This window comes from Amycolatopsis decaplanina DSM 44594 (assembly GCF_000342005.1).
Classification (GTDB): Bacteria; Actinomycetota; Actinomycetes; order Mycobacteriales; family Pseudonocardiaceae; genus Amycolatopsis; species Amycolatopsis decaplanina.
On sequence record NZ_AOHO01000028.1, the window covers coordinates 134,351 to 147,844 of the forward strand.

Below are 13,494 nucleotides of genomic sequence, written 5' to 3' on the forward strand. Positions count from 1 at the left end.
TACTCGGTCACACACCGGTCGAGGAGGAGCTAGCCATGGCCACACGCCTGTTCATCGACGGACAGTGGACCGCCGCGGGAGGCGGGTCCCTGCCGACGTACGATCCGGCCACCGGCCAGGTGATCGAGGAGGTCGGCACCGCGTCGGCCGCCGATGTCGACGCCGCAGTCGGTGCCGCACGGAAGGCACTGAACGACCCCGCCTGGGCGGGGCTGCTGCCGGTCCAGCGGGCCGCGTTGCTGTTCAAGCTGGCGTCGCTGGTCGACGAGCACCATGAGGAGCTGGCCGCGCTCGAGACACGCGACCAGGGCCAGCCGATCGGCATCTCCCGCCAGGTCAGCGTCACCGGCGCGGCCGAGCACCTGCGCTATTTCGCGGGCTGGGTGACCAAGATCCAGGGCACCACCAACCCGGTGTCCTTCCCGGACACGCTGCACTACACCCGCCGCGAGCCGGTCGGGGTGAACGCGCTGATCACGCCGTGGAACTTCCCGCTGATGATCCTGGTGTGGAAGCTCGCGCCCGCGCTGGCCACCGGCAACACCGTGGTGATCAAGCCCAGCGAGGTCACGCCGCTGACCAGCATCCGGCTGGTCGAGCTGGTGGAAGAGGCCGGGTTCCCGCCGGGTGTGGTCAACCTGGTCACCGGCGACGGCGCGGTGGGCGCGCTCCTGAGCGGGCACGGCGACGTCGACCACCTGTCCTACACCGGGTCGACCGCGGTCGGGAAGCTGATCACGGCGGCCAGCGCGGAGTCGAACCTCAAACGGCTCACCCTCGAACTCGGCGGCAAGGCGCCCAGCATCATCGCCGGGGACGCCGACATCGACGCCGCCGTCGCGGGCAACCTCGCGGGCGCGACGCTGAACACCGGGCAGGTCTGTGCCGCGTACACGCGGTTCTTCGTGGACCGCAAACGCGAACAGGAGTTCGTCGCGAAACTGGCAGCCGGGCTGGAGGGCCTCAAGCTCGGGCCGGGACTGGACGAGTCCACCCAGCTCGGTCCTCTCGTGTCCGCGAAACACCGCGAGCACGTGGACTTCCTCGTCTCGACCGGTCGCGAACAGGGCGCGGACCTCGTCACCGGCGGTCAGACCGTCGACGGCGACGGCTATTTCTACCAGCCGACGCTGTTCGCCGGGGTCGCCGACGACATGACGATCATGCGCGAGGAGATCTTCGGGCCGGTCCTCGCCGTCACCGCCTACGACGATCCGGACGAACTACTGGCCCGCGCGAACGACACCGAGTACGGCCTCGCGGCCACCGTGTGGACCCGCGATCTGGGTGTCGCGCAGCGGTTCGCCAACGGCATCCGGGCGGGCGCGGTGTTCGTCAACATGCCGCCGATCCCCGACATGGCCGCCCCGTGGGGCGGATACAAGGCCTCAGGCTGGGGCCGCGAGATGGGGCCGTGGGCGATCGACGCGTACACGGAGATCAAATCAGTCTGGCTGCACTACTCGTGACCACCGGGGACGCGGTGAACTCGACCGCGATGAGCAAGTCGCAGATCGCCTACCACTGGATCAAGGCGAGGATCGACGACGGCACCTTCTCTCCCGGCTACCGCCTCGTGTTCGGGCAGATCGCACACGAACTCGGGGTCAGCACCGTGCCCGTGCGCGAGGCGGTCCGGCGGCTGGAGGCCGAGGGACTGGTGACCTACGAGCACAACATCGGCGCGCAGGTCGCGATGGCCGACGAGAGCGACTACCAGCACACCATGCAGACGCTCGCGCTGGTCGAGGGTTACGCCGCCGCGCTGGCGGCGCCGTCCCTGCCCGGCGAGGCACTCGACGAGGCCAAGGGACTCAACGCGGAACTGACCGCGTGCCTGGACAACTTCGAGCCGTCGCGGTTCACCGCGCTGAACCGCGACTTCCACCGCGTCCTGTTCGGCACCTGCCCCAATCCGCAGGTGCTCGATCTGGTCAATCGCGGCTGGAACCGGCTGGCCGGATTGCGCACGTCGACGTTCAGCTTCGTTCCCGGCCGCGCGCACGAATCCGTGCAGGAGCACCAGAAGATCCTCGACCTGTTCGACCGGAACGCGCCGGCCGGGGAGATCGAACTGGCCGTGCGCGAGCACCGGCTGACCACCTTGGAGACCTTCCTGGCCTGGCGGCACCCCTAGGCCGGGATGGCCTCCGGTGGCGGGAAGGCGTAGAAGCGCACCGAGAGTTCCTTCTCTCCCGCTGCCGGACGCCGGCGGCGTCGGCAGTACCGCGTGATCAGCTCGCGGTACTCCGCGTCCAGTTCTCGGAATTCCTCTTCGGTCAACCGCGTCGAGGTCCGCTGCGCCGTCGACCACGGGCCGAACTCGTCGCGGTGCGCCGCGGCCCAGGACAGCAGGGCGACCTCGTTCGCGTACTTCGCGTCGAGGAACGCGGTGACCCGCTCCCGGTCCGCGCCGTCGTAGTCGTCCGGCTTCGGCTCCCGTAGATCCTGCGGGATGGCGATCCACGTCCCTTTCCGGTCGCGGCGGACGAAACCGTTGTCCTGCAGGGTTTTCAGGCATTCGATGACTTCGGCTCGCCCCAGTCCCGTTCGGCGCGCGATCTCTTCCGTGCCGGCGGGAAGCTCCCGCGTCACCCGCTGGTATCGCGGATCCTCCCGCATCGCGATGTCCCGCAAGGTGACCGATCGCCGTGGCAGCGCGTCGCCCAACAGCCGCCGCGCGGCGAAGGCCAGCACCACGGCGACCGGGATCTCGACGAAGACGGCGAGCGCGACACTGGTCCACCGCTCGGGCGACGTCCAGCCGAGCATGACGTCGAACCACGCGTCGCAGCACAGCATCGCGGCCGTGGCCGACAGCAGTGGCACGGCCGCCCGGCGGCGGCGCGTCCCCAGCCACGCCCCGGCCGCGAAGCAGAACAGGAGTGCGACGTCGAATCCGACCCAGGCCGCGCGCCACTGGCCGGTGTCGTACCGGTCGGGCAGCGTGTGCGCGAGGTAGACGGTCCAGGGCACGAGCAGGACCGCCGCGCCGGCGAGCACCGTCAGCAGTATGCGTCGGATCATGATCACGACGCTAGAAGCGGGCGGCGGCCAGGACATCCGGGATTCTCCCTGGTCCGGGCTCAGGGTCACCTTCCGCCTCGTGAGTGGTGAGGACGGTAGGACGTTGAGTGTCCCGAATCTTCCGTTGATCATGGTCCGGGACGGGGTCACCTCGCGTCTATGAAGGAATCGGGACGTTGAGCGTCCTGATTCCTTCATCAACGATCCCGGTACCCGCTTCTGGCCGTATCCGGAGAATCTGGCACGGCTGGAGGCCACGGCGGTCCACGAGCTGACCCACAACCTGCGCTACAGCCCGGGAGGGGTGATCTGGGACCCGGCGACGGTCACGGTCGGCGAGCAGATCGTGTCCGAGGGCCTGGCCGACGCGTTCGCCCGTCAGTTGTACGGCGACGAACTCGGCTACGCCCGCGTCGGTGTGCCGCACCTGCACGACGACGCGGTGTTCGCGAAGGTCGTCTCCGGGCTGGAGATCACCGGCATGCAGAACTTCACGGCGTGGGTGCACGGCGACGAGACCGCCGCCCGCTACGGCGGCACTCCCGTCGGCCTTCCGACCGGCGCCGTGTACGCGGTCGGCAACCGTCTCGTCGACGCCTATCTGGCCGCGACGGGCCGGACCGCCGCGGAGGCCCTGCTGGTGGACCGCCGCGACGTCATCGACACCGCCCTCACCTAGGTCTCGCGCCGCCTCGACCGGATCGTGAACGCCACCAGCGCGCCACCGAGAAGCAGCAGGAACAGGCCGGGGGCCAGCAGGCCTCGGACCTCGCTGCCGGTCGAGGCCAGCGGGCCGCCGTCGGACGGCCCGCCGCCCGGCGTGGTCGCCCCGGGCTGCCCCGGCGTGGTGCTCACCGTGACCCCGGGCCCTGGGGTCGTGCTCGAGGTGCTGCTGGTGGTGGTCGGGGACGTGCTGCCGGACGAGGTGCTGCCCGAGCTCGACGACGTGGTGGCACTACTGCTCGTCGGACTCGACGACGTGGCGCTGCCGGAGGAACTGCTCGACGTCGAGCTGGTGCTCGTCTGACTCGACGACGTCGTGGTCGAGGTCGGCGTCGTCGACGTGGAAGTGACCGACGTGGAAGTCGTCGAAGTCGGGCTGGTCGACGTAGAGCTGGTCGTGGTCGAACTGCTGCTCGTGGTGCTGCTGCTCGTGGTGGTCGAACTGCTGCTCGTCGAGGTCGGGCTCGTGGAGCTCGAAGAAGATGACGACGAAGAAGTGGAGCTGCTCGGTGTCATGGTCGGTGTGCTGCCGCATTCGGGCAGATCCCCGTTGAACGGGTAGGCGTGGAACTCCTGCCCGCCACCGCCGGTGGCCTCCGAGGTGTGCACCAGCGAGCCCGTCGTGAAGAAGCGGCCGTTCATCCCGGACGCGGTGACGGTCGCGGTGCTCCCCGGCTCGCCGATCAGCACACTCCCCTGGAACTGGGCGCCACCGGCGATCTTCACCTGCGTGGCATCCGGGAAGTTCCACAGCAGCCGTTCGCGCAGTTTGTTCAGCGGGTCTTGGTCGTTCAGGTCGCCGGTGTAGGTGTTGATCGTCCGGGCGGCGCCCACCATGTTGACCAGGATCGTCGCCCCCGCCGGGATGCCCTCGAACTCGATCCCCTGCATGCCGCCGGTGCCGCCGGTCAGGTCGAAGTCCACGGTGAACACCTGCAACGCGGATTTCCCGTCCCCGGTGAACAGGGTGCGGTATCCCTGGTTGACCGCCATGCCCGTGGCCGGCCGCGGTGTGGTGCCTTCCCGCGCGTAGCACTTGCTCGCGACCCGAAGATCCTCGCGCAGGCCCACATAGGGTTTCGCCGCGTCGGGGTCTCTTTCGAGCTTGCCGGTCACCGTCCCGGTGACGGTTCCCGCGTGCCGGACGACACCGCCGTCAGCGAGCAGCCGCTGGTCCGCCGCGACGCTGATATCGCCGCCGGTGGTCAGGAAGTCGGCGCCGTCCGGCGGCGGAACGCGGGATCCGACACCGGCGATGCCGACGTTGTAGATGGCGGACGCGCCCGCTCGTTTCGCCATGTCGAAATCACCGAGGACGACGACTCGTCCTTCGGCTTCCGCCGCCGCTTCCCGTACCTGGAATTCGCCGCCGACGTAGACGTTGATGCCGTTGTCCCGGCCGGCGTAGTCCTGGTTGTTCACCGGCGGGTACTTGCCGGGGCACGCCGATCCGACGCACGGACCCAGTCCGCCCGGGAGCGGGGCGGCGACCGCGCCGTCGGTGACCACGAGTGCCGCCACGCACACCGCGGCGGCGGCACCGGCGGAAAGAGAGGCGAAACGCCTTGCACGCATGGGGCGATTCTTGTGCCCTTCGACCGGATGAACACAATCGGAATCCGGAAATACCCCCGACCGGGCGAGGTCCCTCACCCGGCCCGTTCCTGGGCGTCCAGTGTTATCCAGTCGGCGAAATTCCAGGTGGACGGCGAAAACCATAGAGTCGGGCCCGACGATGGGAGGTTCGCCACATGACGGACACCGAAGTGGGCCGTCGCACCGGTTCGGTGGAACTGCTCGCGGGCCTTCTCGTTCTCTTTCTGCTCGTGCGAGGTCCGCTCGACGACGTCCTCGGGACGCCGATGGTGCAGACCTGGACGACGATCTTCGTTTCGATAGTGCTCCAGGCCGTTCCGTTCCTCGTCTTCGGTGTGACCCTTTCCGCGGCGATCGCGGTCTTCGTCCCGCGACATTTCTTCGCGAAAGCCCTTCCGAAACATCCGGCTCTCGCGGTTCCGGCGGCCGCGGCGACCGGAATGGTGCTGCCGGGTTGCGAATGCGGTTCGGTCCCGGTCGCCGGCGCTCTGGTGCGCAAGGGTGTCACCCCGGCCGCGGCGCTGGCGTTCCTGCTCGCCGCCCCCGCCCTCAACCCGGTCGTGCTGGCCGCGACGGCGATCGCGTTCCCGGATCAGCCGTCGATGGTCCTCGCCAGGGCGGCGGCCGGTCTCGCCGCCTCGGTCGTGATGGGCTGGCTGTGGCTCGGGCTCGGCCGGGCCGAGTGGATCAAGCTGCCCGACCACATCCACGGTGACACGCGCTGGCGGGCGTTCGCCGGCGCGGCGGGTCACGACCTGATGCACGCGGGCGGGTTCCTGGTCGTCGGAGCCATGGCGGCCGCGACACTCGACGTCCTGATCCCGGACCGCTGGCTCCAGGCCGTCGCGGACAACCCGGTGCTCGGCGTCCTCGCGCTGTCGCTGCTGGCGGTCCTGTTGTCGATCTGCAGCGAAGCGGACGCCTTCGTCGCCGCGTCGCTGACCCAGTTCTCGCTCACCGCCCGCCTGACGTTCCTGGTGGTCGGGCCGATGGTCGACCTGAAACTGTTCGCCATGCAGGCCGGAACCTTCGGCAGGCGGTTCGCCGCCCGGTTCGCGCCCGCCACGTTCGTGGTGGCGCTCACCTGCGCGGCCGTGACCGGGACGGTGCTCTGGTGAACCGGACCGCCGCGACCGTCGTGCTGTTCCTGCTCGGCGCGGCCGTGCTCAAGGTCTGCCTGACCGGCCGATACCTGCGCTATGTCAAGGAAGGGCTATGGCCGTTCCTGCTGGCGTCGGGTCTCCTGGTCCTCGTGCTGGCGGCCACGAACCGTCATCGTCACCCGAAGGTGGCATGGCTGCTCCCGCTTCCGGTCCTCGCCGTATTGCTGGTCTCCCCGCAGCCACTCGGCAGTTACGCGGCGGGCAACGCGGGCATGGCGCTGGCGCGCTCCGACGAGTACCCGCCGCTGCCCGACGGCGACCCGGTGAAGGTGACCGTCCTGGACTACGCCTCGCGCGCGGTGTTCGACGAGGGCCGTTCCCTCGGTGCGAGACGGGTCGTGCTCACCGGCTTCACCGCCACCGGCCCCGACGGCGGGTCACTGCTCGTCCGGATGATCCTCACCTGCTGCGCCGTCGACGGGCGTCCGGTGAAGGTCGTGCTGGACGGCCGCGTCCCGAAGGAACCCGACACCTGGATCGAGGTCACCGGCACGTTCAGGCCGGGGTCCGTGGTGGACGACGTCAACGGCGAACGCATCCCGTTCCTGAAGGTCGAAAGCGTCACACCGGTGGCCGCGCCCGAACGTCCTTACGAATAGTCAGGCCCAGCTCCACTGGATCCCGTACTGACCGGGGAGCGGATCGAGGGTGATGAACTGGAACGTGCTGGTGTCCTGGTCGAATTTCGCCTCGCCGCGTTCCTCTCGCGGCAGCCCGCTGCGCGGCTGGAAAAAGGCGGTGCAGCGCCTCGGCAGGCATCCGGGGTCGAACGCGAGCTGCACGACGATCTCCCGCGCGGGCCGGTAGAGCGCGATCTGCGCGTGCCGGTTGGTCTGCCCCGGCGGAAACCGGACGCCGAACTCCACGGCGGCGAGCTCACCGGCCGCCAGTGTCCGGTCGAGCGCGAATTCGAAGACGCAGGTGGACGACGGGACGTCCGCGCGGAACCGCGCCGGGCGGCAGCCTTCGGTGAACAGCACCACCGGCGGCTGCGTGATACTGGAGCACCGGCTCACGAACACGAACCGCGACGTGTCGTCGTGATCGGCGCGGATGAGCCGGCGGACCCGGATCGATTCCTGGTGCCCGTCACCGTCGACGCGGTAGCACACGTTCTGCGAAAGCCGTTGCGGTGTATCGAGTTCGTCCGGTGTCACGTCCATTTTGGCCAGTGCGCGCACCACTTCTTCCGGCCGTCTCCACACCTGGTCGTAGGTCAGGACGTGTCCGGCCCGGACCGTCCAGCGGCCGCGGGGACGGCGCGGACCGAGCAGCCCGGTCAATGTTTCCGGCGGTTGGCCGAGAATCTCCTCCAGCGCGGTCACCGCAGCGAGCGAACTGGCCCGTTCCGGCCGGTTTTCGCCATTCTGCCAATAGCTCAGCGCGCTGATGCTGACCGGCTTCTCCTGATCACGCAATCGGCGGCTGATCTCGCTGAGACTCAGCCCGCTGCGTTCGATCGCGGCGCGCAAGGCGGCACCGAATTCCGCCGGAGCGAGACTCGTCATGAAGGCGCAGCGTACCGTCCGTAACACCCGACTTTCGTCGGGTGAACCCGGCTCCGTTCAGAGTTATCCAGCCTCCGTACGACTTTTCGTTGACGCTCATCCGGCCGCGATTAGGGTCGAAATCGTCGGAAGAATCCCCGAATCGCCGACGACTCGCATGTCCTCCCGCCGATGACCGAAGAGGATGATTTCCCATGCGCTCAACCACAAGACGATGGCGCCGCCGGACGCTCGCCGTCGCGACCTCCACACTGACGGCCGGAGCCTTCCTGGTCGCCGCGCACCCCCAGGCGGGCGGAGCCGCGCCACCCGCCGTGCCCGAAGTGGCCGATCAGGTTCCGCAACTGGCCGAAGCGGGTGTCACCGGCGGCCCCGCGTCGGTGTCCGGCGGCGGCACGTCCACCATGGCCGCCCGGTCCGTCTGCGCGCCCGGCGCACACTGGCTGCGCGTCCGGTTCACGGAACTTTCGTTGCACGGCAACGATTCCGTCACGCTGACCGGGAGCAGCGCGGGTTCGTTCACGCTCACCGCTCGACACTGGCCGGGCAAGGCGTTCCACACCCGCGCGTTCGAAGGCGACTGTGTGCGGGTCTCGGCGTCGCTGGCCGACCCCGCCAGCCGCTTCGCCATCGACGCCTACCAGGCGGGTGACCAGCCGCTCGCCACGGCGACCACGACCGTCGCGGCGGTAGGCGACGTCTGCGGTTCGTCGTGCAACCAGACCGCGCCACTGATCAAGAACATGAACCCGCAGGCGCTGATACTGGCCGGGGACAACGCCTACAGCTCGGGCACACTGTCCGAATACAACAACAACTACAACCCGTACTACGGGCAGTTCAAGTCCATCACCTATCCGACGCCGGGCAACCACGAATACAAAACGTCCGGCGCCTCGGGCTACTTCGACTACTTCGGCGCCCGGGCCGGTGAACGCGGCAAGGGCTACTACAGCTTCGACGTCGGTGACTGGCATTTCGTCGCGCTCAACTCCAACATCGGCCGGGGCACCGGTTCGGCGCAGGAGACCTGGCTCAAGAAGGACCTGGCGGCGAGCACCAAACCGTGCACGGCCGCGTTCTTCCACCATCCTCGGTTCAGCCGCGGTACCCATGGCGACGACTCGTCGGTGACGCCGTTCTTCCAAGCGCTTTACAACGCGAAGGCGGACCTGATCGTCGTCGGCCACGACCACAACTACCAGCGGTACGCGCCCTCGCGGCCGGACGGCACGCGCGACGACGTGAACGGCGTTCGTGAGCTGCTGATCGGCACCGGCGGCCGGGGTTACTACAACTTCGACCAGTCGTCGGCCGCCGTGCAGGAAGCGGGCAACACCAATACCTTCGGCGTCGGGAAGCTGACGCTGAGCGCGACCGACTACCGCAGCGACTTCGTGCCGGTGTCGGGCCGCACCTTCACCGACACCGCGACCGGCAAATGCAAGAAAGGCGTCTCCTCCCCCGCCTTCTCGGTCGGCACCAGCCCGTCGTCGGTATCGGTGAAACCGGGCGGGACCGCCTCGGTGACGGTGAACGTCGGCAGCACCGGCGGCTTCACCGCGGGGACCGCGCTTTCGGTCTCCGGCCTGCCCTCGGGCGTGACCGGGACGATCTCCCCGTCGTCGGTCACCCCGCCCGCCAACGGCACCGCGACGGCCACGCTGACCTTGACCGCGTCGGACGCGGCGTCCGGCTCGGCGACCGCCACGGTCACCGGAACGTCCGGTTCGGTCAGCCATACCGCGAACGTCTCGGTGAGCGTCGGTTCGGCGGGCGGTGAGGCGTTCGCCGACGACTTCGAGACCGACAAGGGATGGCGGCTCGACGCGGCCGGGGCGGACACCGCCACCGCGGGTAAGTGGGAACGGGGCGATCCCGAACAGACCACCTCGACCTACAGCAACCAGATCAAGCAGCGCGGCGACACGACCAGTGGCGCGAACTGCCTGGTCACCGGGCGGCTGGCCGGGTCGGAGTACGGCGTCAACGACCTCGACGGCGGGGCGTCGTCGATGGCCTCACCGTCGTTCACCGTGCCCGAGGGCGGGAAGCTGACCTTCTCCTACACCTTCGCGCACGGCGACAACGCGACCTCGGCGGACTACCTGCGGATCCGCGTCCTCGACGGAACCACGCCCACGACGGTGTTCGAGAAACTCGGGTCCTCGACCGAGGTGGCGGGTGTCTGGCAGAACGCGACGGCGGACCTGTCGTCGTTCGCCGGGCGCGCCGTGCGCCTGCTGGTCGAAGCCGCCGACGCGAGCACCGCGTCGCTGTGGGAGTCCGCGGTCGACGACATCCGCGTCACCGCGTAGCACCGGGGAAGGCCGGACATGTACGTCTCCACCATTCGCTCCACCGACCCCGCCCGGCCCGGAGGCCGTACGAAACACGCGGTCCCGGGCACCGTCCTCGGTCTGGGCGTGGTCAGCCTGATCACGGACATGTCCGCCGAGATGGTCACCGCCGTGCTGCCGCTCTACCTCGTGTACGGCCTCGGGGTCGGTTACCTGCAACTGGGCGCGATCGACGGGCTGTACACGGGGGCGACGGCGTTGCTGCGGCTGACGGGCGGCTTCTTCGCCGACCGTCTCGGCCGCCCGAAGGCCGTCGCCCTGGTGGGCTACGGCCTGTCGGCGGCGACCAAACTAGCCTTCCCCGCCGCCGGATCCTCGCTCGGCGCGATCGGCCTGGTGATCGGTGCCGATCGCGCCGGCAAGGGCATCCGTACCGCGCCGCGGGACGCGATGATCACCCTCGCCACCCCCGCCGACGGCCTGGGCCGCGCGTTCGGTGTCCATCGCGCGATGGACACGGCAGGCGCGCTACTCGGGCCGATCATCGCGTTCGGTCTGCTGACCTTGCTCGTCGGCGACTACCCGGCGGTGTTCGGGGTGAGTTTCCTCCTCGCCGTGATCGCGGTGATCGTGCTGGTGGTGTTCGTCCGTGCCCCCGCCGGGGCGGTCGAGCGGTCTCGGATACGGCTGCGCGCCGGATTCGCCTTGCTGCGGCAGCCGGAGCTCCGCGGCACCTGCCTGGCCGCGGCACTTCTCGGTGTCTGCACGGTCGGCGACATGTTCTTGTTCGTCGGCGTGCAGCAGTCCGCCGGATTGCCGCCCGGGGCGCTTCCCCTGCTGCCGCTGGCGACGGCGCTGGTGTTCATGGCGCTGGCATCACCGATCGGACGGCTCGCGGACCGGCTCAGCCGGTGGAAGGTGTTCCTCGCCGGGCACGTCGTGTTGCTCGCCGCGTACGTCGTCCTGGCCGCTTCGGCGAGCGGATGGCTCGTAGCGGTGGTCGTCCTGGCGGCACATGGCGTGTTCTACGCGTGCACGGACGGCGTCCTGATGGCGCACGCGTCGCCGCTGGTGCCGGAGTCGTTGCGGGCCACCGGTCTCGCGATCGTCCAAACAGGACAGGCACTGGCCAGGGCCGCCGGCGCGGTGCTGTTCGGCGCGCTCGCGGCCGGGGCGGCGCCGCGCCCCGCGTTCGCGGTGTTCGCGATCGTGATGCTGGTGTCGGTGCTGGCTGGAACGAGGGTGAAATGAAGCGGACCTGGGTGGGAATCGCCGCGGTCGCGGTCACGGTGCTGGCCGGGGCGGTCTTCGTCGGGCTGCGCACCGGGGACGCGGTGGCGGAACAGCGGCTGGACCTCGTCGACGGCGGGATGTTGTATGTGGACGAGTCGGGCCGCGTCCGGCAGGACGACCGCGTCGGCCCGTCCTGTCAGCGCGTGGACGTCGCCGCGGGCACCCTGGCGTGCCTGCGCGCGACGGCGGTGCCCGACCAGGCCGAGCTGGTCGTCACGAAACAGGGGGCCGAACCACGGCGGATCTCCGAATGGGGAACGCCGTCCAGGGTCCGGGTGTCTCCGTCCGGGCGGCTGGTGGGCTGGACGGTGTTCCGCGCCGGTGACTCGTATCTAGGCGGGGTGGGCACGTTCTCCACCACCGCCGGGATCTACGACTTTGACACCGGAAGCCACTACGGCTCCCTGGAGGACTTCGCGCTCACCGTGGACGGAAAGCCGTACCCGGCCAAGGATCTGAACTACTGGGGAGTGACCTTCGCACGCGACGATCAGACGTTCTACGCCACCGCCCGGTCTGCTAGCGGCATCTGGCTGGTGCGGGGCGATCTCCGCGGCCGGACACTGACCACGCTGCGGCGCGACGTCGAATGTCCTTCCCTCTCCCCGGACGGCACCCGCGTCGCCTACAAGTTCCGTGATGGTGACCAGTGGCGGCTGCACGTGCTTTCCCTCATCGACGGCCGTGACGTCCCGCTCGCCGACCCCGCGCATCTGGACGACCAGGCACAGTGGCTGGACGACAGGACCGTCGCCTACGACCGGGACAAAGCGATCTATGCGGTACCGGCCGACGGGACCGGCATGCCCGTCCTGGTCCGCCGGGCCGCGTCCTCCCCCGCGGTCGTGCGGTGATCCCCCGTGACTGCACCCCACTCGGCCTGGCGCTCGCGGTGCTGGCCGCCGTCGCGGTCGTGATCCTGCCCGCACCGGCCCCCGCGGTCAGGGCTCCCGCCGTCCCGTCGGTCACCGACGTCTGGCCCGGCGCGCGGATCACCGCGCACACCGTCACCGGGCCGCCCTACACACCGTTGGCGTACCTCGATTCCGAAACGTCCGCCGGGGTCGCGCGGGCGAGTGACTCGATCCGGCTGACGCTGGGAGATCGGGTACTCCGCGAAGTCCCGCTGCCGGGCTCGCCCCGGTTCGTCCTCGCCGTCTCCCCGGAAGCGCTGGTGTGGCTGGAGCTGTCCGACATCACCGGGACGGGTGCGCTGTGGCGCGCCGGGCCGCGCGGTGAGAACCCCGTCCTGGTCACCGCCGACACCGGGCGGGTCGTGCTCCAGGACTCCCAGTACGACCTCGTCGTGCACGAAGACCAGGCCGGCTGGGTGGCCGTGCGGGGCGACGCCACCGAGGTGCGGACGGTGGCGTTGTCCGGCGGCCCGGTGAACCGCACACCGCTGCCCGGCGACTTCGCGCTCACCGCCTGGCCGTTCGCGACGTCGGCCGCCGTCGAGCAGGCAGGACCGTCGGAGCTCGTGGACCTCCGCGACGGCCGGGTCGCCCGGGTCGGCGGGCAGAACGTCGAACTGGTCGACTGCACGCCGTCCTGGTGCCGGGTCCAGGTACTGCGCCAGAGCGGGACCGCGCGGTTCGATCTGATGAAACCCGACGGTTCCGAACGGAGACGTGTCGGCGGGAAGGGTATCCGGCCCGCGTTCGGCGACGTCGTCGTGCTCGACCGGTACGCGGTCGTGGTCGACGACGACCGCGGCGTGCTCGCCCTCTACGACACCGCCACCGGCCGGATGGCCGACCTGGCGGCGGAGTTCGGCACGGTTCTGGCGCGAGGACCGTACGTGTGGTGGTCGGAGGGCGAGAACGAGGCGCTCACCTGGCGGTCGCTGGACCTGCGCACCCTTGAGGCATCTGCTTGACTGCT

General features: G+C 69.7%; 12 protein-coding genes. 9 read left to right on the forward strand and 3 right to left on the reverse strand.

Going from position 1 to position 13,494, the window contains the following annotated elements:
- Positions 1–35: 35 nt before the first annotated feature.
- On the forward strand, positions 36–1,469 hold the full coding sequence (locus tag H074_RS06010; RefSeq protein ID WP_007029130.1) for an aldehyde dehydrogenase family protein: 1,434 nt from the start codon (positions 36–38) through the stop codon (positions 1,467–1,469).
- Positions 1,466–2,137, forward strand: a complete 672-nt coding sequence (locus tag H074_RS06015) for a GntR family transcriptional regulator (RefSeq protein ID WP_007029131.1) — start codon at positions 1,466–1,468, stop codon at positions 2,135–2,137. The genes H074_RS06010 and H074_RS06015 overlap by 4 nt, the downstream gene beginning before the upstream one ends.
- Here the strand turns inward: H074_RS06015 and H074_RS06020 are convergent.
- Positions 2,134–3,027 (reverse strand): helix-turn-helix domain-containing protein, encoded by an 894-nt coding sequence (locus tag H074_RS06020; RefSeq protein ID WP_007029132.1) that lies wholly within the window; start codon positions 3,025–3,027, stop codon positions 2,134–2,136. The genes H074_RS06015 and H074_RS06020 overlap by 4 nt on opposite strands.
- A gap of 196 nt (positions 3,028–3,223) precedes the next feature.
- Between H074_RS06020 and H074_RS06025 the strand changes: the two genes are divergently transcribed.
- Positions 3,224–3,706, forward strand: a complete 483-nt coding sequence (locus H074_RS06025) for a DUF2268 domain-containing putative Zn-dependent protease (RefSeq protein ID WP_420805368.1) — start codon at positions 3,224–3,226, stop codon at positions 3,704–3,706.
- Here H074_RS06025 and H074_RS06030 read toward each other — a convergent pair.
- Positions 3,703–5,325, reverse strand: coding sequence for a choice-of-anchor A family protein (locus H074_RS06030; RefSeq protein WP_007029134.1), 1,623 nt, complete (start codon positions 5,323–5,325; stop codon positions 3,703–3,705). The genes H074_RS06025 and H074_RS06030 overlap by 4 nt on opposite strands.
- A 176-nt stretch (positions 5,326–5,501) precedes the next feature.
- Here H074_RS06030 and H074_RS06035 point away from each other — a divergent pair, with 176 nt between their 5' ends.
- Together H074_RS06035 and H074_RS06040 are read left to right on the forward strand one after the other, a co-directional pair.
- Positions 5,502–6,464 carry a permease gene (locus H074_RS06035; protein WP_007029135.1) on the forward strand — a complete coding sequence of 321 codons (963 nt, stop codon included), beginning with the start codon at positions 5,502–5,504 and terminating at the stop codon, positions 6,462–6,464.
- The gene (locus tag H074_RS06040) at positions 6,461–7,108 is read left to right on the forward strand and encodes a TIGR03943 family putative permease subunit (protein ID WP_007029136.1); all 648 of its coding nucleotides are present in this window, start codon (positions 6,461–6,463) and stop codon (positions 7,106–7,108) included. The genes H074_RS06035 and H074_RS06040 overlap by 4 nt, the downstream gene beginning before the upstream one ends.
- Here H074_RS06040 and H074_RS06045 read toward each other — a convergent pair whose 3' ends face one another.
- The gene (locus H074_RS06045; RefSeq protein WP_007029137.1) at positions 7,109–8,017 is read right to left on the reverse strand and encodes a helix-turn-helix domain-containing protein; all 909 of its coding nucleotides are present in this window, start codon (positions 8,015–8,017) and stop codon (positions 7,109–7,111) included.
- A gap of 194 nt (positions 8,018–8,211) precedes the next feature.
- On the opposite strand from H074_RS06045, the gene H074_RS06050 reads away from it, so the two are divergent.
- Genes H074_RS06050 through H074_RS06065 form a run of 4 tightly spaced genes read left to right on the forward strand, consistent with a single transcriptional unit; the run spans position 8,212 to position 13,489 of the window.
- The gene (locus H074_RS06050) at positions 8,212–10,335 is read left to right on the forward strand and encodes a metallophosphoesterase (protein ID WP_007029138.1); all 2,124 of its coding nucleotides are present in this window, start codon (positions 8,212–8,214) and stop codon (positions 10,333–10,335) included.
- Between the two features lie 18 nt (positions 10,336–10,353).
- Entirely contained in the window at positions 10,354–11,568 is a 1,215-nt protein-coding gene (locus H074_RS06055; RefSeq protein WP_007029139.1) for an MFS transporter, read from the forward strand.
- Positions 11,565–12,464, forward strand: a complete 900-nt coding sequence (locus H074_RS06060; RefSeq protein WP_007029140.1) for a TolB-like translocation protein — start codon at positions 11,565–11,567, stop codon at positions 12,462–12,464. Before H074_RS06055 ends, H074_RS06060 begins: the two co-directional genes overlap by 4 nt.
- Positions 12,461–13,489, forward strand: coding sequence for a hypothetical protein (locus H074_RS06065; protein WP_007029141.1), 1,029 nt, complete (start codon positions 12,461–12,463; stop codon positions 13,487–13,489). Before H074_RS06060 ends, H074_RS06065 begins: the two co-directional genes overlap by 4 nt.
- Positions 13,490–13,494 lie beyond the last annotated feature (5 nt).

Excerpts from the sequence above, each read along its gene's own strand:
- H074_RS06035 (WP_007029135.1), top strand. The coding sequence starts at position 5,502 with ATGACGGACACCGAAGTGGGCCGTCGCACCGGTTCGGTGGAACTGCTC.
- H074_RS06045 (WP_007029137.1), bottom strand. The coding sequence starts at position 8,017 with ATGACGAGTCTCGCTCCGGCGGAATTCGGTGCCGCCTTGCGCGCCGCG.
- H074_RS06010 (WP_007029130.1), top strand. The coding sequence starts at position 36 with ATGGCCACACGCCTGTTCATCGACGGACAGTGGACCGCCGCGGGAGGC.
- H074_RS06050 (WP_007029138.1), top strand. The coding sequence starts at position 8,212 with ATGCGCTCAACCACAAGACGATGGCGCCGCCGGACGCTCGCCGTCGCG.
- H074_RS06060 (WP_007029140.1), top strand. The coding sequence starts at position 11,565 with ATGAAGCGGACCTGGGTGGGAATCGCCGCGGTCGCGGTCACGGTGCTG.
- H074_RS06030 (WP_007029134.1), bottom strand. The coding sequence starts at position 5,325 with ATGCGTGCAAGGCGTTTCGCCTCTCTTTCCGCCGGTGCCGCCGCCGCG.
- H074_RS06055 (WP_007029139.1), top strand. The coding sequence starts at position 10,354 with ATGTACGTCTCCACCATTCGCTCCACCGACCCCGCCCGGCCCGGAGGC.
- H074_RS06020 (WP_007029132.1), bottom strand. The coding sequence starts at position 3,027 with ATGATCCGACGCATACTGCTGACGGTGCTCGCCGGCGCGGCGGTCCTG.